Source organism: Bacteroides sp. ET225 (assembly GCF_024733745.1).
GTDB classification, from domain to species: domain Bacteria; phylum Bacteroidota; class Bacteroidia; order Bacteroidales; family Bacteroidaceae; genus Phocaeicola; species Phocaeicola excrementipullorum.
Map to the genome: position 1 here is coordinate 56,330 of NZ_JANRHN010000010.1, position 23,048 is coordinate 79,377.

Genomic DNA, 23,048 nt, shown 5'->3' on the forward strand with positions numbered 1-23,048 from the left:
GTATTCTGCACTTCAAGGCATCCGTTTCAATTAAAATTCGTACTTTTGCGGATGCGGAAGTCTAATCTTCTGCAACCAAAGCATGCTACTCAAACTTTATTCAAAGAACAACAATCCGGATGACATCCAGCGGGTAGTGGAGATACTCAACGAAGGAGGCATCATCATCTACCCGACGGACACCATGTATGCCATCGGATGTCACGCGCTGAAAGAGCGTCCAATCGAACGCATCTGCAAACTCAAGGACATCGACCCGCGCAAGCCAAAGCTTTCCATCATCTGCTACGACCTGAGCAACATAAGCGAATACGCCAAGGTAAGCAACAACACGTTCAAGCTGATGAAGCGCAACCTCCCGGGACCGTTCACGTTTATCCTCAAGGCCGACAGCAGGCTGCCGAAAATCTTCCGTAACCGTAAGGAAGTGGGAATTCGCGTGCCCGACAATCCCATCATCCATGAAATCTGCCGCGCGCTGGATGCACCGATACTGACCACAACGCTCCCGCTGGAAGAAGGCGAAGACACCGAATACGTGACCGACCCGGAACTGATAGATGAAAAGTTCGGGGACAAGGTCGACCTCGTAATCGACGGAGGAATAGGAGGTCTTGAACCTTCCACCGTCATCAATTGTTGTGAAGATATTCCTGAAATCACACGCCAGGGTAAAGGCGAACTTATAGAATAACCATTTTACAGAAGAAACATTATGTCAGCTACACTACAACACATCATGCTATTGAGCGCTTCTACGAAAATCAATATGGAAGCCGTTCTTGACCGACTGATCGACTGGGGTATCGATGCCGGAAAAAACATCATCGGCGCCATCCTGATCTTTATCATCGGACGCTTCATCATCAAACAGATCAACCGTCTGGTAAGCAAAATACTCAGGAAAAGAAAACTGGAAGTCAGCGTAGAAACCTTCCTCAAAAGCCTCCTAAGCATCTTGCTCAACCTGGTGCTGGCCTTCGCCATCATCAGCAAGCTGGGAATAGAAACCACCAGCATCGCCGCCCTTCTGGCCTCTGCCGGCGTAGCGGTAGGTATGGCTTTGTCAGGCAATCTGTCAAACTTTGCCGGCGGACTGATCATTCTGGTATTCAAGCCGTTCAAGGTGGGCGACTATATCGATACGGAAACAGCCGACGTAAGCGGAACCGTAAAGGAAATTCAGATCTTTCATACGGTGCTCGCCACACTCGACAACAAAATCATTTACGTCCCCAACGGAGTGCTCAGCAGCAGCGCCATCACCAACTACAGCAAGCAGAGCATGAGGCGCGCCGAATGGATCATAGGCATAGAATACGGTGAAGACGTAGACAAGGTGAAGGGCGTCCTCGAAGAACTTATCGAAGCCGACACACGCATCCTGAAAGACCCGGCTCCGCTTGTCGCTCTGAAGGCACTTTCGGCAAGCAGCGTCGACATTGTCGTGCGCGCATGGGCCAAAAGCGAAGACTACTGGAGCGTATACTTCGACATGAACAAGAAAATATACGATACGTTCAACCGGAAAGGAATCGGCTTCCCGTTCCCGCAGCTCACTGTACATCAGGCCAAAGACTGACGGACAGCCGAAAACATTTAAAGGTATTTAAAGGGCGGAATGTGCGGAAACCAGACTTTGCACTTCCGTGAAAAAAGATTATCTTTGCGCCCGTAAAAGACAAACGATGGACGAACGGGTACGCTACAACGACTTTTCCGGTTTTCTGGCCGCGCACTTTCCGTACAAAGTACAGAAAATATCAATCAACGCAGGCTTCACGTGTCCGAACCGTGACGGCACAAAGGGATATGGAGGATGCACGTACTGCAACAACCAGACATTCAATCCGGCGTATTGCCACACGGAAAAACCTGTCGGGCAACAGGTACGTGAGGGGGTAGCCTTCTTTTCCAGAAAGTATCCGAAGATGAAATATCTCGCATACTTCCAGGCTTACACCAACACCTATGCCGGGCTGGAGGAACTGAAACGCATGTACGAAGAGGCTCTGGAAGTGGAAAACGTAGTGGGACTGGTCATTGGAACACGGCCGGACTGTATGCCGGATTCGCTGCTGGACTATCTGGAAAGACTGAACAGGCAAACATTCCTGATCGTTGAGTATGGCATCGAATCTACAGACAACCGCACATTGAAACGGATCAACAGAGGACATACATTTGAATGTACAGCCGATGCCGTCAGAAAAACAGCGCAAAGGAAGATTCTGACAGGAGGGCATGTCATTCTTGGCCTGCCGGGAGAAAGCAACAGACAGATCATCGCTCAGGCGGAAACGATTTCAGAGCTGCCTCTGAATACGCTCAAGCTCCACCAGCTGCAGCTCGTGAAAGGAACCCGCATGGCGCATGAATATGCCGAACACCCCGAAGAGTTCCATCTGTACAAGGCAGACGAATACATCGATCTGACCATCGACTATCTGGAACATCTTCGTCCCGACATCGTGATCGAACGGTTTATATCTCAGTCGCCCAAAGAACTGCTCATCGCTCCCGACTGGGGACTGAAGAATTATGAATTTACCGAAAGGATAAAGAAGCGCATGAAAGAACGCGATTCATGGCAAGGAAAACATTATAAAAACAGGATACAATAAATAACTATTAGATTCAAATGGAAATTAAAGGAAAAGTTCATTATGTAGGTGTGAACGACCGGACAAAAGCATTGTTCGAGAATCTGTGGCCATTGCCTTACGGCGTATCTTATAACTCTTACCTGATTGCCGATGACGACATGGTTGCACTGGTCGACACGGTGGACGTGGCTTTTTTTGAAGTATACATGAAAAAAATCCGCAGCGTTATCGGCGACCGGAAGATTGACTATTTGATTATCAATCACATGGAACCGGACCATTCAGGCTCCCTCGCTCTCATAAAGAAATACTATCCTGAAATTGTGCTGGTTGGAAACAAAAAGACTTTCGACATGGTTGAAGGCTATTATGGCGTAACCGGCGAACGTTATGTCGTGGGCGACGGCGATTTCCTGAAGCTGGGACACCATAGCTTGCGGTTCTATCTCATTCCGATGGTACACTGGCCCGAAACGATGGTCACTTTTGATGAAACAGACGGCATTCTGTTCTCGGGCGACGCGTTCGGATGTTTCGGAGCGCTAAACGGCGGATGCATCGACAAGAACATCAACACGGACATCTATGAAAACGAAATGCGCCGCTATTATTCAAATATCGTCGGGAAATTCGGCAATCCGGTACAGAAGGCTTTGCAGAAATGCAGCAGCCTGCCAATCAGCATGATCTGTCCGACTCACGGTCCGGTATGGGAAGAAAAGATACCTCAAGTTGTCGACCTTTACGACAAGATGAGCCGCTATGAAGGCGAAGAAGGGGTTGTAATCGCTTACGGAACCATGTACGGAAACACCGAAGAGCTTGCAGAAACCATTGCCGAAGAATTGAGCAAGGAAGGTATCAAGAACATTATCCTCCACAATGTTTCGCATACCCACCAGTCGTACATTCTGTCGGACATATTCAAATACAAAGGTCTGATTGTCGGATGCACTACCTACAACATGCACCTGTATCCGGAAATGGAAGCATTGCTCAGCAAAGTGGCAGGAAGAGAGATGAAGAACCGCATCATGGGCTATTTCGGTTCATACACATGGGCCAGTGCAGCCGTAAAGAAACTGGCTGAATATGCGGAAAAGCTGAAATTTGAAGTAGTCGGCAATCCGGTAGAAATGAAACAAAGCATGAAAGCCGACAATTACGCTCAGGCAAAAGAACTGGCCAAAGCAATGGCCGACCGCCTGAAAGCAGACCGGAAATAAGATATAGCCAGCATAAAATACAATGTGCCGATGCACGACAAACGCAGAACCCACATGCGAAAGAGTCGGAGCATCGGCACATTAATTTATATCAGCACTATCAATCGGCAGGAATCAGACTCAGATGTTTCTCCCGTCCTGGCGCAGGATGTTTCTCCAGCCATTCTTTCAACATCTGCCGGTGTTCCTCCAATACCTGAGCATAACCAGCCTCAACCGCAAGGTTTTGCATCTCGCCTCTGTCTTTATCCATATCAAACAACTGCTCACGATACTTTCCCTTGTCATAAAGCACATACTTGTAATGAGGCGTGCGCACCATCCATCCCAGCGTACCGCTGGTCTGGTTGAAATTGGTTTCAGTCACCACATATTTCTGGTGAGGCTTCTCCGGAAGTCCGCTTTCAGCAATGCCGCGGAAACTCACGCCCTGTCTGCCCGCCGGCATGTCAATGCCCGCCCAATCGCATACACTAGGCATGAGATCAACGGCATTGTTTACCAGCTGGGGCAACACCTTGCCTCCATTCTTGCTTCCCGGAAGGCAGACAATGAACGGGATATTAGCCACTTCTTCATAAAGCACGGTCTTCTGATTCCACTGGTGAGCACCGCATCCGTCGCCATGATCGCTTGTAAATATGATAACAGTATTTTTCCACAAGTCCTGACGGTCTATTTCATCCACTATCTTCCCGATTTCGGCATCAACCGCCTCCACCAGGCGGAAATACGCATTTCTGTAGCGCCGCCAGTCGTCCGGAGTAAAATCTTGCGAGGGATACAAAGCATAACTCTGCTTCTTCTCGAAAGCGAGCACACTGGCATCATAAGGATTCACGGCAAAATTCGCAGGAAGATTCGGACATTCCTCCAAAGGCGGTTCCTCTACCGTTGCATAAGGCGTATGCTGATGGCGTGCATATTCGCAGATATTATGCGGATTCGTAAAGGAAGCCACAAGGAAAAACGGAGTTTCAGGCTTGCTCCGGAGGAACTCCACGCAAGACTCGGCCAAACCGATGTCCCCGTTCATGCTCAGACGATGAAAACCGAAAGAATATTCGGAAGGCAGCGAAACGGTATTCGCATGCCACTTGCCTGCATAAGCACAATAATACCCTCCTTCCGTCATCAAGGAACCAAGCGTATGCTCCTGCAGTGAGTCGGGAATCGCTATGCCGTTTTCTATCGTGCCTATTTCGCTCGGCATATAGCCGGTAAACATGGCCGAACGCGTCGGACCGCTCAAAGGCATCCCGCAGTAGGCGTTCTCAAACCTCACGCCATGCGCAGCCAGCCGATCCATATTCGGCGTTTTCACCTCAGCCGTCCCAGCGCAGCTCATGGCTGCAGCCGACTGCTGGTCTGTCATAATATAAATAATATTCGGACGGTTCTGAGCAGACAATGCAACAGGGGCAACCGTCCCGGCCAACAAAAAAAACTTTACATTCATACCTAATACATAAATTTGCCACTAATATACATAATTTCCTTCAGGTATCAAGTCTGAACAAGAATGTTTCATTCCGTTTTCTTCAAGCCGGGTTTCCCGTTCGCCGACATCAAGCCGCGAAGTTCCGCATTCCACTTTAAGCATAACAGGCTTGCCGGCATCAAGCTGCGCCTCAATTGAAACGTTTCCGACAGTCCACTTTCCTTTTCCCGTGCATACGAGCGGGCAAAGATCCGATCCCTTGTCGCTCATCCGGATTACGGTCAGGAAACGCATATTTCTGACCTTTGCGGCATTGCTGAATGAAGCATGATACTGCAGAGGGGTTCCGTTCTTATATTTCTTCTTGAAGTCGACCGCCGGAGAAAAGAACTTGTCGGTCAGTTCCGCACGGAGAGGCACACTGCCAAATACATCGGCGCGTGCAACACTGCGCTCCGTATTCAGCTGCAAAGCCAGCGAATCAGCCAGCGAACTTTTTTCGACCGTATGGAGCAGCATAGTCCACACCGAAGGATTTTCAGCCTGAAGTACATCATACACAACCACGATATCCGGACGGACAAACACCAGATGCCGCTCGTATTTCTTCAATCCCGAATCGCCGAAACCGGAAGCACTGTCCTGGGCTATGCCGTTCTTTTCCAGCAAATCCTTGAACTGGCCGTCCGTCACCGGGCGGTAAGCACGGCTGGCATCGCCGCACACATACGACAGCAAGCGTCCGTGCAGGTGCCTTTTGATCCATCCATAGCCCTCATGACCGAAAGCCTGTCCGCATCCGTTCACCAGAATCGTATTATGTGCGCGCGTATGACGGTATGAAGTCAGCGAATGAGGGTCGGCAAACGACGTATAATAACCCGTTGGATAAAAAAGCCGTTCCCCTTTCCGCGAGATGTTGAAGCTGTTCTGATTGGCGTGCATATGTCCTTTTGCGCCAAAGGGAGAAGACCGGAAAAACACAGCCGTATTTTCTGCGGGATGCAGCACATCCGTATGCATGGCTGCCGCCCCTACGCCGACAAAGACCTTATCCTGAGCAACCGTATCCGGCTCCACCGCATCTTTTGCCGTCAGCCTCACATTATCCACAATCTGATACCAGGGCTCTACTTTCGCCAAAGGCTTTTTCCAATAATCAGCCGGACACTTCCCTCCATAAAAAGAGTCTGCCGGCTTCAAGGAACTGAACAGACGGTAAACGGCTTTCGGATTATTCTCCTCGCAACTGATGACCAGCATCTCAGAACGTCCCTTCAGACTTCCTGTAGCTACGCGGTCGTGCATATCTCCGAATCCGGACACAGGCGAAGCCACAGGAGAAAAATAGATGAAATAGTCGGGCAGGTTACGGTACCATCCCGACTTGAAGATGTCTATCTTCCCTATTTTCTTCAAGAGCAAAGCCATGTCAACGATCGCGCTCTGATTCACGCTATAGTATCCTTCTCCTTCAGCCCATCCGCCATCCTGAGTCGACAGGTTCGGAAAGCGGGCGATAAAGAGCTCGTAGGTGTAGCGCAACATTTCTTCAGCAGATTTCAGATGTCCCAGTGTAGCCAAAGCCGCAGTAAAGTTGCCCGTAATCTCCATCTGCCAGAAATGATTTTCCACCTGACGTGCCTCCGTGTATCCCGGCCAGCGCTTCAGCCCGTCCTTCAACTGGCTGTTGATGACCGCCAGTATCCGCTTCTTCACCTTGTCATCCAGCTTATCATAAAGCATGTCGTATCCCAAGGCCAGCGAAGTCAGCACTTTTGAGCCCAACAGGTCGTAAGTGGGCCATTGTAGCAGAACATCCGTGCGCTCCAGCAAAGCGTCGAGCAGCTCCGGTTTTCCGGAAAGCACATAGCCTTCAAGCAAGGTTCTGTATATTTCGGTTTCCTCCCCTCCTATCTGGTTCAGCCGGCGTTCCTCGGCAGGAATATCACTCTCCACCGGACCACGATACACAGGCTTGACCGCAGCCTGTTCGGCAGCACGGATCATGCGCTTGTACAACGGATGCGAAGGCGCTTCATGCCGGATAGCGTCCAGATTTCTGCCATAGTTCATTACCCTGGGATGGACCTGCGGAATATTCCGGACAAAAGCATCGAAAGCGGGTGTGACCGTTCCTTCCGCATCAGCTTCAACCACAAAAGAAAACACTCCCTGAGGACGCACCTTTCCATTGTCTACAATCTCGTATTTCCAGTACCACACACCGGGTTCAAGCGACCGGTGAGGATTGAAAAAACAATAACGCTGTCCCATGCTCCGCATAGTGGACTCGTCAGAAAACACGGAATCCCGGCTCAAATAAACATTGTAAGTCACATCCTTCTTTTCCCAATACCTCACAGAAGGCCACAACAGAGGAGATGGATTTACAGAAACCGTCACCCCTTTCTGAGGGAAAGGCGATTTCCTCCATTCCTCATAAAGATAGTCGGGCAAAAGCCCGGAAGCCAGCCCCCACTGCACCGCCATGCACAGCAAGGCCAATGATAAAACTCTCTTCATACTCATTGCCTAAACATTAAACCACATTACAAATGCCGAAAATACGGCAGACAATCTCCATCTCCAGCCGAAAGACACATATCTTCAACCTAAAGATATATATCTCCAGCCTAAAGACATACATCCTTAGGCTGGAGATACAGAACAAGTGCTGTTCCAACAGCTTACATAAGGGAAATCACGAAAGATACAAGACTCATCCGCAGAAAAACAGCGAAGCCGCCCCCAAGCATCCGGCACGGTTTCCCAAAGAAGCCGCTACAATGCGCGTGTTGACCGCACAGTCGGGAATAGCATATCTGAATGCACTCTCGCTGACTTTCTTTATATAGAAGTCGCCCGATTCGGACAATCCCCCGCCGACAACGACCAGCTGGGGACTGAATATATTGATGAATCCCGCGATGCCGTGCCCCAAAAAGTCGCAATGCTCGTTGAAGCTTTCCACGGCAATTGCATCATTTTCCTTGTACAAACGCACGATCAGTTCACCGTTAATCTCTTCCGACGGCACCGGAGCTCCTGCTTTTTCAAGACGCTCGCGGAAACGGCGGACCAGCGCCGAGGCCGAAGCATAGTGCTCCAGACACCCCACCGATCCACAGGCACACCGCTCTCCGTCTGCAATCAACGGCACGTGTCCAAGTTCGGTACCCCGGTTTGCATAACCGCCGAACAGCTTCCCGTCGATCAGCACCGCACCGCCGATTCCGGTTCCGACGGTCACGAACACGATGTTTCCACAACCTTTTCCGGCACCGAAAGCCATTTCTCCCAGTCCCATCATGTTCGCATCGTTTCCGATTCGCACCGGCAGACCGATTTCCTTCTCTATGATGTCGGCCAGAGGCAGGTTCTCCCATCCGGCCAGATTCTCCGCACCGCCCAGCACCCTGCGTCCCGATGCATCCACAATGCCTGGAGTCCCGATGCCGATGCCTTCAACACGGATGCCGAGATTGGCCGCCGCATCAGCCGCATCCCTTACAGCCTTGCAGATCTGTCCCGTTATCGCTTCGGCCGAAATGTCAGCATACGAGGGCAAACGCCCCTGGCGGTGAAACGTCCCTTCGTTGTCAATCAAGGCATATTTCACGGACGTGCCGCCCAAATCAATTCCGATTACATATCTCTTTTCCATACAAACTCAATCAAACACGTTCCACCCATATCGGAGAACTGAAAGCCCACTGCTGGTCGCGCTGACGGACACGCACGTAATAATAGTCCGTATCTCTTTCAGGCTCCTTGTCCTCCATGTAATGCTCAATCATATAGCAGCTTTCAGGCATGGCGCGGTTGAACAAGATGGCCTCGCTCAGCCATCCGATCATAAAATGCGAGCGCGAGCCTTCCAGCAGCTCGCCCAGCGAATGCTTAAACTGCTTGCCGTTAAAATCAGCCGTTATGATTCCGTCCTTCGGCATCTCCAGTTCGAGAATAACAGCCTGAGTAGCCGGAGTCAGCGTATTCGGGTTCTTCGACGTATAGAGCAAAAGCTCCGTCTGACGCTCCGATGCCGAGATGATCTTGTTGACATGGGTATGGAACTCCGTTTCACCCTCCTGCGGAGAAGTAAACGCTGCACCGCGGAAACAAGGAGTGACTTTCAGGATGCGTCCCTTGTCGATTGACAGGTTTCCTTTCCACGTGACATAACGCTCCTCACGGTTCCAGCCGAATTCAACCTTCACTTTGCAATGTACGGTATCGCCTTCCGGCATAACCGGAGTCATCGGACCGTTCATCCGCGCAAGCAGCCTTCCGTTCTTGATGATGTCGATATAGTCGATGCAGCTCTGCCCCTCTACATTCAGATAAATGCGGCGGCTGTTTCCTCGCGCCACATCCCCCATCATCGCGTCATTCAGCCGGAAGTCAATCTTGATATTGTCGCCCGTAGCGCAGCAAACGTGGCGCGTGCGCAAGGCCTCCCATACCGCATCACGGGTCAACGAAGGAGCCAATACCCCCACACGCCCGTCGCCGTAACTTCCCGGATACCCCGAATGCTGGTCGGTAGATCCTATCAATCCGAACTTATGCCCCTGCTCAAGACCGTACAATATAGTGCCTTCCCACTGGCGCGGTCCCATATCATGCAGATACGGATAATCTCCCTGATCCGTTTCGGCCAAGCCATGACGCGAATACATTTCAACAAACGGAGTCTGATCGCCTTCCGTAAAGAACTTCCAGTTATATCCGCGGTAGCCGGTCTGATACCCCATGTGGTGAGGGGTAATGAAAACCTTATGCCCCTTTGCCTTCTGTTTCCAGTCCTCGATCGACGTACATTCTACAAGCGGGGCATTCAAGTCGTAATTCAAGGCCACGTGGTCGCCATGCTCCATGCTGTGCGCCTCATAGCCTATGAAAGTCAGAAACTCTCCCTCCCTGTTATATTCGTTCGTCATCTTTACATACTTGTCATAGCCTCCCGCCCTCAAGCGTTTGAAAGCACCGGTATGATAGTCAATGACCCACGACAGACGCGGATCGTTCCTACCCGGAATGTCCGGCCACATCGCATGAGGTGTCACGCTCACAAAATCAAGCTGCCCTTTGGCAGCCTCGAATGCGTCGCGCATATCGCCGTGCCCATACGTCAGGTTGCAATGATTGTGCAAGTCCCCCCAAAACAGCTTCGTGTTTGTAGGCGACGGCATGATTTTCTTTGCTTCCTTGCTTCCCGGCTTGCATGCGCCGAGCAAACTGCCAGAAGCGGCCAGTCCCAAAAACGACCAGCCCGAAATCTCCAAAAAATGTCTTCTGTCCATGATATCAGATTTTATATAATTACTTTTGTCTATGCTGGAATCTTCTGTCACCTTTGAAAAGCACCTTTTCCTTCTCTTCGGGATCCGTATCGCCATACTGCGTCTGAGTTTCTTTCAGCAGCGACATCATTTCCTGCTGAACTTCCGCATATTCCGGATGTCCGAACACGTTGTTCATTTCATTCGGATCCTTCTTCAGGTCATACATTTCCCACTCATCGATATCATTATAAAAATGTACCAGCTTGAAGTCCCGGGTACGTATGCCGTAATGACGCTTTACGCTATGCTCTGCCGGATATTCATAGTAATGATAATAAGCGGCCTTTCTCCATCCGTCCGGAGTTCTCCCTTCATTTTCAAGAATCGGCTTCAACGATTCGCCCTGAATGTCTTCCGGAATATCTATCCCGGCAAGGTCGAGGAACGTAGGAGCGAAATCCACATTCATGCAAATGGCCGAACTGACCGAACCTGCCTTTATCGCCTTCGGATAACGGACTATCAACGGCATACGCTGGCATTCTTCATACATGAAACGCTTGTCGAACCAGCCGTGCTCGCCCAAGAAAAAGCCCTGGTCGGATGTATAGACGATGACCGTATTGTCAAGTTCCCCCTTGTCTTCAAGGTATTTCAGCAGACGACCGATGTTTTCATCCACAGAAACGACTGTCGCCAAATAATCTCTCATATACTGCTGGTACTTCCAACTGACAAGTTCTTTTCCTTTAAGGTTGCCTCTGCGGTACTCTGCTATTCTTCCCGCATAAACAGAATCCCATTTGTGCTGCACTTCCACAGGCATTCTTCTATACACCTTTGACAGACGGTTGGTTGTGTCTTTCAGAAGCTCTTCCCTCGTCATAAGCTTCAAGTCCCAGTCGTCCGTAAAAGTCCTGGCGAGCGACATGTCCTGTTCCGCCGCAGCGCGCCCCCTGCCGGCATAATCATCAAACAGCGTGGCAGGCTCCGGAAAAACCGTATCGTTGAACATCCCAAGATGTTCCGGAGCCGGCATCCAGTTCCTGTGAGGAGCCTTTTGATGGAACATCACGCAGAAAGGCTTCGACGTATCTCTTCCGTCAAGGAAACGGATCACCTTATCCGTGATGATATCCGTCACATAACCTTTTTCCGTGATGTGTTTTCCGTTCTCGTTGAAATCCGGATCATAATAGTCGCCCTGCTCTTCCTGCCCGGTCAGTATACTCCAATAGTCAAAGCCCTGAGGCTCCGAAATCAGATGCCATTTTCCGATAACAGCAGTTTCATAGCCAGCCTGCTGAAGCAGCTTCGGAAAAGTCTGCTGGCTTCCGTCAAAGGTACTGGCATTGTCTGTAAATCCGTTCACATGACTGAACTTTCCCGTCAGCACACAAGCGCGCGACGGTCCCGACAAAGCATTCACCGCATAGCAATTGTCAAAACGGATACCTTCCTCCGCAATGCGGTCCATATTGGGAGTCTGGATAAGATGGCCTCCATAACATGACATTGCCTGTGTTGTATGGTCATCTGTCATGATGAAAATGATATTGGGCTGTTCTACATGCTCTTTCTGATGGGAAGCACATCCCAAAAGCCCGAGTGTGGCCACACAAAGACTGCCTGATATGTTTTTCATAATTACCGATTTTTCTTAAAAAAAACGAGCGTGCACCGAACTGTGACGGCACACGCTCATCCGTCAATGATTATAAATTGTATTTCAATACCTGTTTCTTGCCGTTCACCTTCACTTCCACTTCAAGCCCTTTCTCATCGAACTTCTTGTTCTTGAACTTGGCAGACATTTCGGGCGCATCGGCACTGTCTTTCATCGGATAGATGACAGTGATGTAGCGTACGGCATCGCCTCCGTCTTTTCTGACATTGAACGAAACATTCATACGCTTCACCTTCTTGCGGTAAGCAGTCGACTGCCACCCCTCTTCTTTCTTCATTGTCATTCCGTCCGGGCCGAAACATTGCAGCTTCATGTTGCTGCCGTTTTCAAACTGAGTGACGAAAGTCATATCCTCACGGCTGTTGGCTATCTTTCCTTTCGGCATCTGATAATGCAGATTCACTACACCTTTGGCACTGCCTGCAGCCTCATCGACAATCACGAAATAAGTGTTGTCGACAAAGAACACCGAACGGCGATGCTTCAGGTTCTTGTAGCCCGGATTTTCTGTCACCAAAGTCTGCACATCTCCATCCGGCTGCCAAAGCTTGGTTACAGACTCTGTCGTTTCCAAGTCCTTGTCGTTCAAGGTCAGCGTATTATGCACCCTTGTCTGGCGGAACCATTTTCTCCATTCCATCACTTCTCCTTCACCGGCGTAAACATACGAACCGGAATCAGGGAACAAGTCTTTTCCGTTGAACCAAAGTTCAAACGTTCCGTTGTCCGGCTGGCAATGCCAGAACCCTTTCGGACCAGCTTTCACAACCATCTGGGTAGCATCCATTCCCCAAGAGTTGCGGAAAACAAAGAAGCCGGATGTCAGGAAACCTTTCGACAGATAAGCAGGCAGTTCGCCTTTCTTTCCCTCCGTTGCAAAATAAAGAATCGCCTTGTTGTCGGGGAAAAGCTTCGCCCATTGCTTGTAGTTCTTTATCATTTCCTTCTTGGTTGTCAGCTTAGCATCGCTGAAACAAGGATTGGTATAGTCCGGGAAGCTGACGTTCATGTAGAACATAATCATATTTTCCACCGTATCCAGATACTTTTTCGGGAACTCGTCACGGAAGCCGTTCATATCTGCCAGATACAAGGCCTTGCAGAAGATATTGATAGCTGCCAGATGATAATGCGGATCAAGTTCAAACTGCCCTCCGTCATCATATACCTGCACGCCGATTTCACGGTTCAGGATATCGATACCGCTTTTTCTCCACATCTGAGAATCCTTGAACTCGGGGAAGAAAGTCCCGGCATACATGATGCGCTGCGACTCAAACAACAGGTGGTTTCCCTTGTCAGAGTAGTGTCCGATAAGGTAGTTCGCATGTTTGTAATAATTGAGCAGGAACTCGGTAAGGAATTCCGGCGTAAACGACGGAGAAACGAGGAAAAGCTGGAACTGCGTAGTCTGGTCCTGCAGACGGTTGCTGATTTCCAGCGGACGCCATGCAAAGCGCATGTTCTCGGCATCCCCCTTCAGTTTAGAATCTCCTTTCATTTCAAACTCATCCTTGCTGATTTCCACCAGCGGATTTTTCTTTATCCAGTCGATGTACTGTCTGGTCCATTCTTCCGCATATTTTTCATCACCCGAAATACGGTAAGCCTTCCCCATCGGAGTAAACCATTTGTGACGGTGAAGCTGCCAGCGCAGTTCATTATCCTTTACCGGCCAATAGCGCCAGTCGATGTCTTCTCCGTAATTAAATGAAGGCTGGTATCCCTTATGCGCAAAAAAAGTATGCTGCAAGGCATCGTCCGCCCACTGCTGTTCGGTCTTGCTGATTTTGATGCTTTTCAGATTGATGTCCGGGGTTTTCACACCTGTGCGGGCACGGTAATAATCCAGCAGTTCTTTAGCCGCATCAGCATCTTTTCCTTCATTATGCAAAGCCTTCACCTTTTCCAGTCCGGGATAATCCAGATTAAGCAAAGAAAAGACTTCAGTCTTCAGTTCCTGCGCCATAGCCTGTCCCAAAGCAAAGCATGAAACGACAGCCATCGCCACGGTCTTCAAATTCAGTTTCATAATCATTTAAGATCTTTATAGGTTAGTTTTTTCAGGTCCATATAACGCTTCAGTGCCTCCATATAATAATAATCGGCATAATTCAACGGTGTATCAATTTCTGATCCGTTGGGAAGCGATCCGGTAGAATGCATCAATATAAATCCGCAATTCTCGCCCGGTTTTGCCAGATAAGCAGGCGATGACAGACTCTTCAGAATCTTTTCGGCATAGTCAAAATATTTCTGTCCGTCAGGAACCATTGTGCTCAGTTCCAGCATTCCGGAAGCGGTAACTGCCGCAGCCGAAGCATCACGCGGAGTTTCCGGAGTGACAGGAGCATCATAATCCCAATACGGAATGGCATCATCGGTCTTCACCTTATCCATAATCATATCGCCTATATGGCAGGCAAAGTCGAGATAAGTCGAGTCACCTGTTTCACGGAAGCAGGAAGTATATCCATACACAGCCCATGCCTGTCCGCGAGCCCAGGAAGAATCGTCGTTCTTCCCCTGATGAGTCTGCTTCCTTTCTACCGTACCGTCATCGTTGTAGCTCACCACATGCCAGCAGGTGTAGTCCGGACGGAAATGATTGTGCATGGTCGTATTGGCATGTTTTACGGCAATGTCCTTATATTTAGAATCGCGTGTCATCTTGCTGACCGTAAACAAGAGATCCAGATTCATCATATTATCGATAATCACAGGGAAATTCCATGCGCCGAAATCCCACGAACGGATACAGCCGATTGAATCATTATAACGTTTGTACAGATTATCCGCCGTTTCAGTCATGACAGCGGCAATGGTGTCATTCGGAGCCAGACGGCGCGCATTTCCGTAACTGCAGTTCACCATAAAGCCCAGGTCGTGCGTTCCGCCATAATAGCGGACCGGATTCAACTGATTCGTATACTTGACCGCTTCTGTCTTCAGTGAGTCATTGCCCGTCAGTTCATATGCATACCACAGCGTGCCGGGGAAGAATCCGCTTGTCCAGTCATATACATTACAAAGGCGAAGCTTTCCGAGTTTGTCGGCGGCAGGATTTATCCGCAATGAATCTTTAAAAGTAGCGGAATCACGTTCCAATTGACTGCAAAGGAAATCCATTGTATAGCCTGTCCATATTGACCGGGGGAACTTGCCAGTTCCATCAATTTCCTCCGCTGTCTGCATCAGTTGAGCAGAAGCCACATCCAAACTGTTTTTAATCCAACTGTAATCCTCCTTGGGTGCATTCTGACAAGCAGCAAAAGTCAAAGCTGCAGAAGCGAGAATAACAAAATGTCTTTTCATTCGTCTTTTTAAGTTTAATGTTAATAATTGAAGATTCTCCTGTTTCCTTCTATTACAAAGTTAGGCTTTCTGCTGTAAACAACTGACTTCAAATGTCAAAACGACTGTCAGAAAAGCCGGGAGAATCTTCAATTTTGTTGAAATTTATGTCACTTCTGTATTACCAGCCGGGATTCTGCTCAAACTGGGTACACAAGTCCATGTCGCGCTGCGGGATGGGACAAAGTTCGTTTTTGCCTTTCACCGTATAGTTGTAAACCACATAGTTGGCATCCGGCCACCAGTTCATCAACTTGTCATAAGTTTCCTGAATGGTTTCATAATAAATGCCCCAACGTACCAGATCCAGGCGGCGGTGTCCTTCAAACGCCAGCTCATACTTGCGTTCCTTGCGGACAGCCTCACGGAAAGCAGCCTGATCCATTCCTTGTGCAAGGTCATGACTGGTATCATTATAGGCACGGCGGCGCACTTTATTTACTGCCGCATATGCTTCGTCAGTCGGTCCCCCTTTCCATTCATTCAACGCTTCGGCATAAATCAACAGCACATCAGCATAACGGAGCACATACCAGTTTACATTCGACTTATCATCATTAATGACAACATTGGCAGCCTGAGTGTATTTTTCAATATCCCACTTTGCAGGTGTATAATTCTGTTTATACCTTTGTCCGGCATCCGGATTAAGATCATTCTGAGCCGCCACTTCATCCGTAGTACTGGATGTTTTTGTCCACAGCACATAGTCATCATTATACTGATAATTAGCGATCGAAAGAGGACGACGGCAGTCATAGCCCGGTGTACCGGCTTCCGGTTCATACGTATAAACATTGTTAGTTCCGTCTGTCGTCATACCAATGCCATCTTCCGCTCTCCAGTCAAGCACAAATGAATGCACCACTTTATCGTTTGCCGCACAACGTCCTCTCGTACCTGCTATCTGAGTCGCTCTTACCCCATTCCACTTTCCGATACGTCCTACAGGATCGCTGGAAGCACTTGCAGTAGGAGAATAGAAAGAGATCTCAATCAAGCTTTCTGTCGGGTCCCAGATACTGTTGCACGTGTTATACCAAAGCTGTTCAAAATCAGCCAGCAAATCATGCTTTCCTGAATTTATCAACTGACCGGCAATATTGGCAGCCTGCTCCCATTTCGAAGTATCCTGGATAGGATATCCGGCCCATGTTGCATAAACTTTTGCCAGCAAACCCATTGCCGCACCTTTTGAAAAACGAAAATCATTACTTTCACGATAAGTGTCGTCCGTTGCATACGGAAGCGTTTCTATAGCATATTTCAGGTCTGCCTCTATGAACTCATATACCTTCACCGGATCCTCCTGCACAAAGGTAGAGGGATGCTGGTCTGACATGGCCGTACTGGTCATCAATACAATGTTTCCAAAACGGCGCACCAACTCAAAGTTATACAAAGCGCGCAAACAACGGGCTTCCGCCAAATAGATAGCGGCAAGATTCTTGTCATCCTCCGACTCAAAACTTTCCATTTTGACAGACAAACGTTCCAAGAAGTCATTGGCACGGTAAACACCCGTATAAAGGGCCTCCCATGTATTCTGGATATCTGATTGAGTGGTAGGATAAGCATTGGTCGGAACGATACGGAAGTTCTCTGTAGAGCTTCCTTCCACCTGTTCGCAGTCCGTGCCCATATTCAGATAAAAAGACAAGTTCATCCCATAAGTAGCATCAACCGCTCCGGCCTGATATACTCCAAGCAGCACGGTTTCCGCCTCACTCGCGTCGTTCATATAATTGTTCTTTTCGATGTCTACATAATCCTCTTCATCCAAGGAGCATGACGTAGCAACTGTTGTCAGACAAGCAGCAGCAAACAGCATCGTATATAGATATTTCTTTTTCATCGTTCGATTGTTTTTTAGAATTGTAAATCAAGTCCAACAGTAAAGATACGGCTCTTCGGATAAGCTCCCCAGTCAAGTCCCGGAGTCATTGGGTTGCTGGCTGCCATGCTGACCTCCGGATCGTAGCCGCTATAACCGGTGATACAGAACAGGTTCTGTGCCTGAGCATATACACGCAGTTTGGAAACCTTAAATTTCTTCGTCCATTCGCGCGGGAAAGTATAGCCCAATGTCATCGTCTTCAGACGCAAGAATGAACCGTCCTCCACAAAGCGTGAATACACATCATTCGTTATATATCCGTCATATTTCGGCACATTATTTGAAGCATTGGTCGGACTCCAACGGTCTGCCACCTCAGCCAGCATATTCTTACGTCCCAAGCGAGATTGAGTAGAGAACAGTCTGGTTGCATTATACACATCATTTCCATAGTTGAACTGGAACATGAAGCTGAAGTCCACGCCATAGAAATTAAATGTATTGGTGATACCTCCATACCATTTAGGAAGTGCATTGCCGATTACCGTACGGTCATTTGTCGTAATTACTCCATCACCGTCCTGATCTTTGTATTTTACAACTCCCGGTTCCACTCCTTCAGTGTAACGCTGGTTGTCTGTTACTCCCGGCTTCAGAATCAGCTCACCGGTAGAAGCGCTCGTATAGAAGTCATCGCTCTGATAGATTCCGTCAAACTCATAACCGTAAATCAGGCCAAGCGACTCGCCTACCATCGCTACATAGTCGTAAGCCGTAAAGTTACTGTCGAAACCGGAACGTGCATACATGGCATCCACACCGTCAGCAAGAGCCTTCAGCTCATTGCGGATAAACGAAATATTGAAATTGGTCTGCCAAGTGAAATTCTTCCGTTCAATGTTCGAACTTGTAAGACTAAGCTCTATACCTTTGTTCTGTATCTTACCGATGTTCTGCATCTGAGATTCAAATCCAGTTACATGCGCCAACGACTGTGCAAGCAACAGGTCTTTCGTATTCTTGATAAAGAAGTCGGCAGTAACATTCAGGCGGTTGTCAAAGAAACCCAGATCCAGACCGAGATTCACTGTAGAAGAAGCCTCCCATTTCAGATTGGAGTTTCTCAGCTGCTTCGGCGTTAAAACGGTCACAACCTGATTGCCCACGCCATACTTTGTTGTTTCATAGAGGTCGAGTGAAAGGTAATTGGAAATCCGGTCATTACCAACCAATCCCCATCCGAAACGGAGTTTCATGTTTGAAATCCAGTCAATGCCTTTCATGAAGTTTTCTTCCGAAATACGCCATGCAGCAGAGAATGAAGGGAAATATCCCCACTTGTTCTTTGCAGAGAACCGGGTAGAACCATCGGCACGCATTGTCGCCGTCAAGAGATAACGGTCGTTATAATTATAGTTTGCACGGGCAAAGAAAGAAAGCAGCTTATTGTCCAAACGGCTCGAAGTGACACGGCTCGGGGTAGCTCCTACACCAAGATTGTCGTTTCCTAAATTGTCAAACGGGAAATCCATCGACTGCCCCAACAGATATTCTGTACCTCTGAATACAATTTCATGACCAAGCATCACATCGTAGCTGTGCTTCTTGATTTTCTGTTTCCACGTCAAGGTATTGCTGTTTGTCCAACTTACCTCACGAGTCATCTGGCTTTGTCCGTATGGACTCTGACCATTACGGTAAGCCTCCTTGGATCCGTCATGGTAAAAGACATCAGCACGCGTATTGGTCGTACGATACGTTCCTGAAACATTGGCAGTCAAGCCTTTGATAATCTCCCATTTAACAGCTGCGTTTCCCGACCACATTTCAGCTTTCCTATTGTTTGTCACATTTTCTGTCTGCATCACAGGGTTCACCTGCGCCAAACTTTCGCCGCTTTCCAGCAGTTCCGGGTCAATGGCAGTAGCAAGAAACTCTTCGTTCGTCATACGAAGACCTGCAGTAGGACGTGCGGTAAGAATCTGAGCCAACATGTTGAAACGCCCGCTGTCTCCCGATGTACCCTGTCCCCTGCGGTTAGTCATAGAATAGTTCACCTGTGCATTAAACGACAAACTCTTTGAAAGTTTCTGATCAAAACGAAGTTTGAAAGTCGTCTTGTCAAAACCACTGTTATTAAAAATACCGTCTTCTACATAACGTGAAAAAGTTCCTGCATACTTGCTCTGATCAGTACCTCCGGTAAGAGATACGCTATGCGACTGCGACCAAGTCGGATTAAATGTTTCATCCTGCCAGTCTACCGGTTCCACACCTATATAATCATCCAACGTTTGATAACGGTAAGGATTGCCATCCTCATCGTTACCTTCTCTATAATAGGTGTTAAGATACTGTGAGTTGATTTCTCCTTGAAGCTTCACAAACTCATACGGACTGAGCACATCCAGTTTCTTTGAAATATGACGGTAAGTAGCTGATCCGTTATAAGTGATTGTCGGCTTGCTCACCGTTCCCTGCTTGGTAGTAATCAATACGACACCGTTAGCCGCACGTGCTCCATAGATAGCAGAAGAAGAAGCATCTTTCAGCACTTCAATCGATTCAATATCTGCATCTGAAAGGTATTCGATATCATCCACCTGAAAGCCATCCACAATATAAAGCGGAGAAGCGTCGCCCGTCAAGGTTCCCACACCGCGAATGTTGATGTTGAATCCCGAACCCGGCGTTCCGTCAGTCTGCGTGATCTGCACACCAGCCACCTGGCCTGCCAACGCTCCGGCAACCGAGCTGCTCTGATAGCCTATCAAGTCTTCACCGCGGACAGAAGCAACCGATCCCGTCAAATCGCTGCGCTTCATCGAACCATAACCGACAACAACCACTTCATCCAGCAACTTGTTGTCCGGCTCCAGACGAACAGTAATATTATTCTGTCCCTTAAAAGTCATTGTCTTTGTCTGATAGCCGATGTAAGAGAAAGTCAGTTTGTCCCCCACTTTCACTTTCAGCGTGAACTTTCCGTCCATATCTGTCACCGTACCTCCCGTTTTTCCGGAGAATGCCACTGTAGCCCCTATCAAAGGCATATCCTGCTCATCAAGCACCACCCCGTTCAATGTTTTCTGAGCATACACACAGACTGTAAGAAGCAATGCGCAAAGTGTAAGCGCAAACTTCCGGCCTGTTGAATTTGATAAATGTATATGATTCATAATCGTTTCATTAATTGTTTTTATTATAAAGAAAACGGTTTCAAAATCTCCGGCCCTTTCCGGCATCCTGTCCCTTGATATTCTTCACCTACCGAAAACTTCTCGGAAAGAATATGCCGGAGATTTTTTTATTTTCTCTTATCAATTTAAACTCTTGTCAAGCCAGATGGCTATAGGACGAATTTCTGTTCCACCATTCACATTATTAATGTTTCCATCAACTGTAAAAGTCATTGTCATCATAAACACGCCATCAGCCCAACCATCGTCATTCCATAAATTCGGATTGACAACAACAGAGTATTTGTTTGAACTTCCTGATGTGTTATCCACATATCCTAATTTCCTAGACAAATTACTATGATCAATATCAGTTCCTCTAAAGAATCCCATGGGATCCTTCGACCCTGTACCTGCACCATAGGTAGTCCACAAATTTGTTAGGAATTGGTTGTCCGCAATAGCACCGCTTTCATGAGGTGTCCCGTCACTTCTCTTACCATTCAAGTTCCAATATTGGGGACTTCTCCGGTAATCTATCAAAAAGTTAGAAGCATCCGCTCCTCCAAGTACCGGCACACTTGAACGACCGCCCAATCTAGGACTTGTACGAAATACGAACGGAGTATATTCTAAAGTGATTCCGTTAACTTCTTTCGCATAATGGAAGAATACAGGTACCACATGCGAGTAAGAGAAATCATCCAATGTAGCCGTTGCTGTCACAAAAATTATCGGCATCTCTCTGGCAAAATTAGCCTCAGTTGTTCCTAAAGTCAGAACCCCAGTGTTACGATCGATACTAATACCTGCAGATTGAAATTTAGCTTCACTACTCCATGTCAAAGTAGCTCCACCATCTGGATTAAAGTCTGTTTTAGGAGCAATAGTTCCCATACTCTGTATTTCGCTAAGACTATGGAAACGGAACTGACTGGCTTCAGTTGTTTCATCCAAGCCCAGATTGTTTCCATATCGGATATAAGTGAAGTAACACGGGTGTTCATCCACATGCAGATTCATTGTTCCGGTAATTTCACCGACAAAATTGCTTGCTTTCACTACAACCGTATAATCACCCGGAGTTATTTCATGCATTTGCGCAGCTGAAATCACGCCGGTTTCCGAATCAATAGACAAATAATCCGCCAGACTTTCATCAAGGTTATCAAATGAATAAACCAATGCAGTCGTACCTCCTTCATATTCCGGAGATGCAGTAAACTCAATAAGACGTTGGGCACTCACGTTGCCATAAGACAAAGATATCGGTGCGCTCACCCAATCTACCACTGTAACCGTCAACGCATCTTCTCCAACGTACACTTCTCCTTCAGCAGAATACGCATTAGTTACGCTAACATCTACCGTATAAACATCATCAATCACAAAACCATGATCATCGCTCACAGTAATGATTCCGGTTGCTGCATCAATGCTGAACTTAGCCATCGCGCTTTCATCTTCCACACCATTCCTCTTTACTGCAACAATGGCATAGTTCACACCTTCTGCAGATCCGCGCAAAACAGGAGCTTCACTGGTGAATCCTCTCATCGGATGTTCTGATGTGCCGTCACCGGCTTCTACATAGCCGTCTGCATAACTTAAGCCGCGCGGAGCAGAAATGACATTCACCTGCAACGCATCCGTATAAATACCCAATTCACTGTTCGCATCAGCCGCACGTGTATTCAACTTCAAGTCAATTGTATATACACCGGGGACTAAATTCGTTTCAGTTGCTTCATCATGTCCCTTCACAATGGAGATTTCTCCCGTTTCCGATATAGCAAAAAGCGGATTAGCCGTATTGTCATAAATAACATCGCCACGACGCACATTGGATATGGCATACCCTGTGATGGTTATATGCTCTGCAGAGTTATCCGTTGTTACTTGCGCTGTCGGCATTTCTGCTTCGCTGTTTGCATCAAGAATATCATTGTAATCAGCGGTCAACAGATTCGGCTCAACTACAATTCCGTCAGGGACAGGCTTCAGAAAATTTACTTCTACAATATCAGGAAACGAATAGGTTGTACCTCCCGATACGCATGAAACAGATATCCGATACACTCCTACAGACAGGTTGTCCGTATTCAGAATCTCTATTGATCCGGACGAAGCATCAATCTGAAAGCTGTCACCTGTATAAGCCTCACCTTCTTCACCAAAAGTAATCCGCGTAATCGCAAAATCAGAAGGAGGAAGTCCCTTATATGAGGGGTTAGCGATAACATACCCCGACATGGACGGCGCTATATCAGTCATGCTGGTATAGTGCAACTGAAAGCCCGACGTGTCGACGGTTTCCGTGTCCTTGCAGGAAGTGGTTGACACCGCCATTAGGACAAGCATCAGGATTGCCAGAAACCCTGATGAAAAGTGTTGACGTTTTAGTTTCATTGTATGGATATTTAGTTAATG

The 23,048-nt window shown here is 48.0% G+C and carries 14 protein-coding genes; 4 read left to right on the forward strand and 10 right to left on the reverse strand.

Features of this window, described 5'->3' with window-relative positions:
• Positions 1-82: 82 nt before the first annotated feature.
• The 4 genes from NW212_RS06530 to NW212_RS06545 all read left to right on the forward strand — a co-directional run bounded on the left by NW212_RS06530 (position 83) and on the right by NW212_RS06545 (position 3,832).
• Positions 83-694 carry an L-threonylcarbamoyladenylate synthase gene (locus NW212_RS06530; RefSeq protein ID WP_258337842.1) on the forward strand — a complete coding sequence of 204 codons (612 nt, stop codon included), beginning with the start codon at positions 83-85 and terminating at the stop codon, positions 692-694.
• A gap of 21 nt (positions 695-715) precedes the next feature.
• Positions 716-1,582: a mechanosensitive ion channel family protein gene (locus NW212_RS06535; RefSeq protein ID WP_258337843.1), complete on the forward strand. Its 867-nt coding sequence runs from the start codon at positions 716-718 to the stop codon at positions 1,580-1,582.
• Between the two features lie 106 nt (positions 1,583-1,688).
• A complete protein-coding gene (locus NW212_RS06540; RefSeq protein ID WP_258337865.1) occupies positions 1,689-2,624 on the forward strand; it encodes a TIGR01212 family radical SAM protein in 936 nt (311 codons plus the stop codon).
• Positions 2,625-2,641: 17 nt separating this feature from the next.
• Entirely contained in the window at positions 2,642-3,832 is a 1,191-nt protein-coding gene (locus NW212_RS06545) for an FprA family A-type flavoprotein (RefSeq protein ID WP_258337844.1), read from the forward strand.
• Between the two features lie 100 nt (positions 3,833-3,932).
• On the opposite strand, the gene NW212_RS06550 is transcribed toward NW212_RS06545, so the two are convergent.
• The 10 genes from NW212_RS06550 to NW212_RS06595 all read right to left on the reverse strand — a co-directional run bounded on the left by NW212_RS06550 (position 3,933) and on the right by NW212_RS06595 (position 23,027).
• Positions 3,933-5,291 carry a sulfatase gene (locus NW212_RS06550; RefSeq protein ID WP_258337845.1) on the reverse strand — a complete coding sequence of 453 codons (1,359 nt, stop codon included), beginning with the start codon at positions 5,289-5,291 and terminating at the stop codon, positions 3,933-3,935.
• Positions 5,292-5,312: 21 nt separating this feature from the next.
• Positions 5,313-7,799, reverse strand: coding sequence for a DUF4962 domain-containing protein (locus tag NW212_RS06555; RefSeq protein WP_258337846.1), 2,487 nt, complete (start codon positions 7,797-7,799; stop codon positions 5,313-5,315).
• Positions 7,800-7,995: 196 nt separating this feature from the next.
• Positions 7,996-8,940 carry an ROK family protein gene (locus tag NW212_RS06560; protein ID WP_258337847.1) on the reverse strand — a complete coding sequence of 315 codons (945 nt, stop codon included), beginning with the start codon at positions 8,938-8,940 and terminating at the stop codon, positions 7,996-7,998.
• Between the two features lie 10 nt (positions 8,941-8,950).
• Entirely contained in the window at positions 8,951-10,579 is a 1,629-nt protein-coding gene (locus tag NW212_RS06565; protein WP_258337848.1) for a Tat pathway signal sequence, read from the reverse strand.
• 19 nt (positions 10,580-10,598) lie between these two features.
• Positions 10,599-12,206 (reverse strand): sulfatase, encoded by a 1,608-nt coding sequence (locus NW212_RS06570; protein ID WP_258337849.1) that lies wholly within the window; start codon positions 12,204-12,206, stop codon positions 10,599-10,601.
• Positions 12,207-12,276: 70 nt separating this feature from the next.
• On the reverse strand, positions 12,277-14,253 hold the full coding sequence (gene hepC, locus NW212_RS06575; RefSeq protein ID WP_375337958.1) for a heparin-sulfate lyase HepC: 1,977 nt from the start codon (positions 14,251-14,253) through the stop codon (positions 12,277-12,279).
• Positions 14,254-14,282: 29 nt separating this feature from the next.
• Entirely contained in the window at positions 14,283-15,563 is a 1,281-nt protein-coding gene (locus NW212_RS06580) for a DUF4995 domain-containing protein (protein WP_258337851.1), read from the reverse strand.
• A gap of 160 nt (positions 15,564-15,723) precedes the next feature.
• Positions 15,724-17,457 (reverse strand): RagB/SusD family nutrient uptake outer membrane protein, encoded by a 1,734-nt coding sequence (locus NW212_RS06585; RefSeq protein ID WP_375337956.1) that lies wholly within the window; start codon positions 17,455-17,457, stop codon positions 15,724-15,726.
• Between the two features lie 14 nt (positions 17,458-17,471).
• The gene (locus tag NW212_RS06590; RefSeq protein ID WP_258337852.1) at positions 17,472-20,618 is read right to left on the reverse strand and encodes a TonB-dependent receptor; all 3,147 of its coding nucleotides are present in this window, start codon (positions 20,616-20,618) and stop codon (positions 17,472-17,474) included.
• A gap of 141 nt (positions 20,619-20,759) precedes the next feature.
• The gene (locus tag NW212_RS06595; RefSeq protein WP_258337853.1) at positions 20,760-23,027 is read right to left on the reverse strand and encodes a surface glycan-binding family protein; all 2,268 of its coding nucleotides are present in this window, start codon (positions 23,025-23,027) and stop codon (positions 20,760-20,762) included.
• Positions 23,028-23,048: the final 21 nt, after the last annotated feature.

Bases quoted from the DNA above. Each gene is read 5' to 3' on its own strand.
- NW212_RS06530 (WP_258337842.1), top strand. From the start codon at position 83: ATGCTACTCAAACTTTATTCAAAGAACAACAATCCGGATGACATCCAG.
- NW212_RS06535 (WP_258337843.1), top strand. From the start codon at position 716: ATGTCAGCTACACTACAACACATCATGCTATTGAGCGCTTCTACGAAA.
- NW212_RS06540 (WP_258337865.1), top strand. From the start codon at position 1,689: ATGGACGAACGGGTACGCTACAACGACTTTTCCGGTTTTCTGGCCGCG.
- NW212_RS06545 (WP_258337844.1), top strand. From the start codon at position 2,642: ATGGAAATTAAAGGAAAAGTTCATTATGTAGGTGTGAACGACCGGACA.
- NW212_RS06550 (WP_258337845.1), bottom strand. From the start codon at position 5,291: ATGAATGTAAAGTTTTTTTTGTTGGCCGGGACGGTTGCCCCTGTTGCA.
- NW212_RS06555 (WP_258337846.1), bottom strand. From the start codon at position 7,799: ATGAAGAGAGTTTTATCATTGGCCTTGCTGTGCATGGCGGTGCAGTGG.
- NW212_RS06560 (WP_258337847.1), bottom strand. From the start codon at position 8,940: ATGGAAAAGAGATATGTAATCGGAATTGATTTGGGCGGCACGTCCGTG.
- NW212_RS06565 (WP_258337848.1), bottom strand. From the start codon at position 10,579: ATGGACAGAAGACATTTTTTGGAGATTTCGGGCTGGTCGTTTTTGGGA.
- NW212_RS06570 (WP_258337849.1), bottom strand. From the start codon at position 12,206: ATGAAAAACATATCAGGCAGTCTTTGTGTGGCCACACTCGGGCTTTTG.
- hepC (WP_375337958.1), bottom strand. From the start codon at position 14,253: ATGGCTGTCGTTTCATGCTTTGCTTTGGGACAGGCTATGGCGCAGGAA.
- NW212_RS06580 (WP_258337851.1), bottom strand. From the start codon at position 15,563: ATGAAAAGACATTTTGTTATTCTCGCTTCTGCAGCTTTGACTTTTGCT.
- NW212_RS06585 (WP_375337956.1), bottom strand. From the start codon at position 17,457: ATGAAAAAGAAATATCTATATACGATGCTGTTTGCTGCTGCTTGTCTG.
- NW212_RS06590 (WP_258337852.1), bottom strand. From the start codon at position 20,618: ATGAATCATATACATTTATCAAATTCAACAGGCCGGAAGTTTGCGCTT.
- NW212_RS06595 (WP_258337853.1), bottom strand. From the start codon at position 23,027: ATGAAACTAAAACGTCAACACTTTTCATCAGGGTTTCTGGCAATCCTG.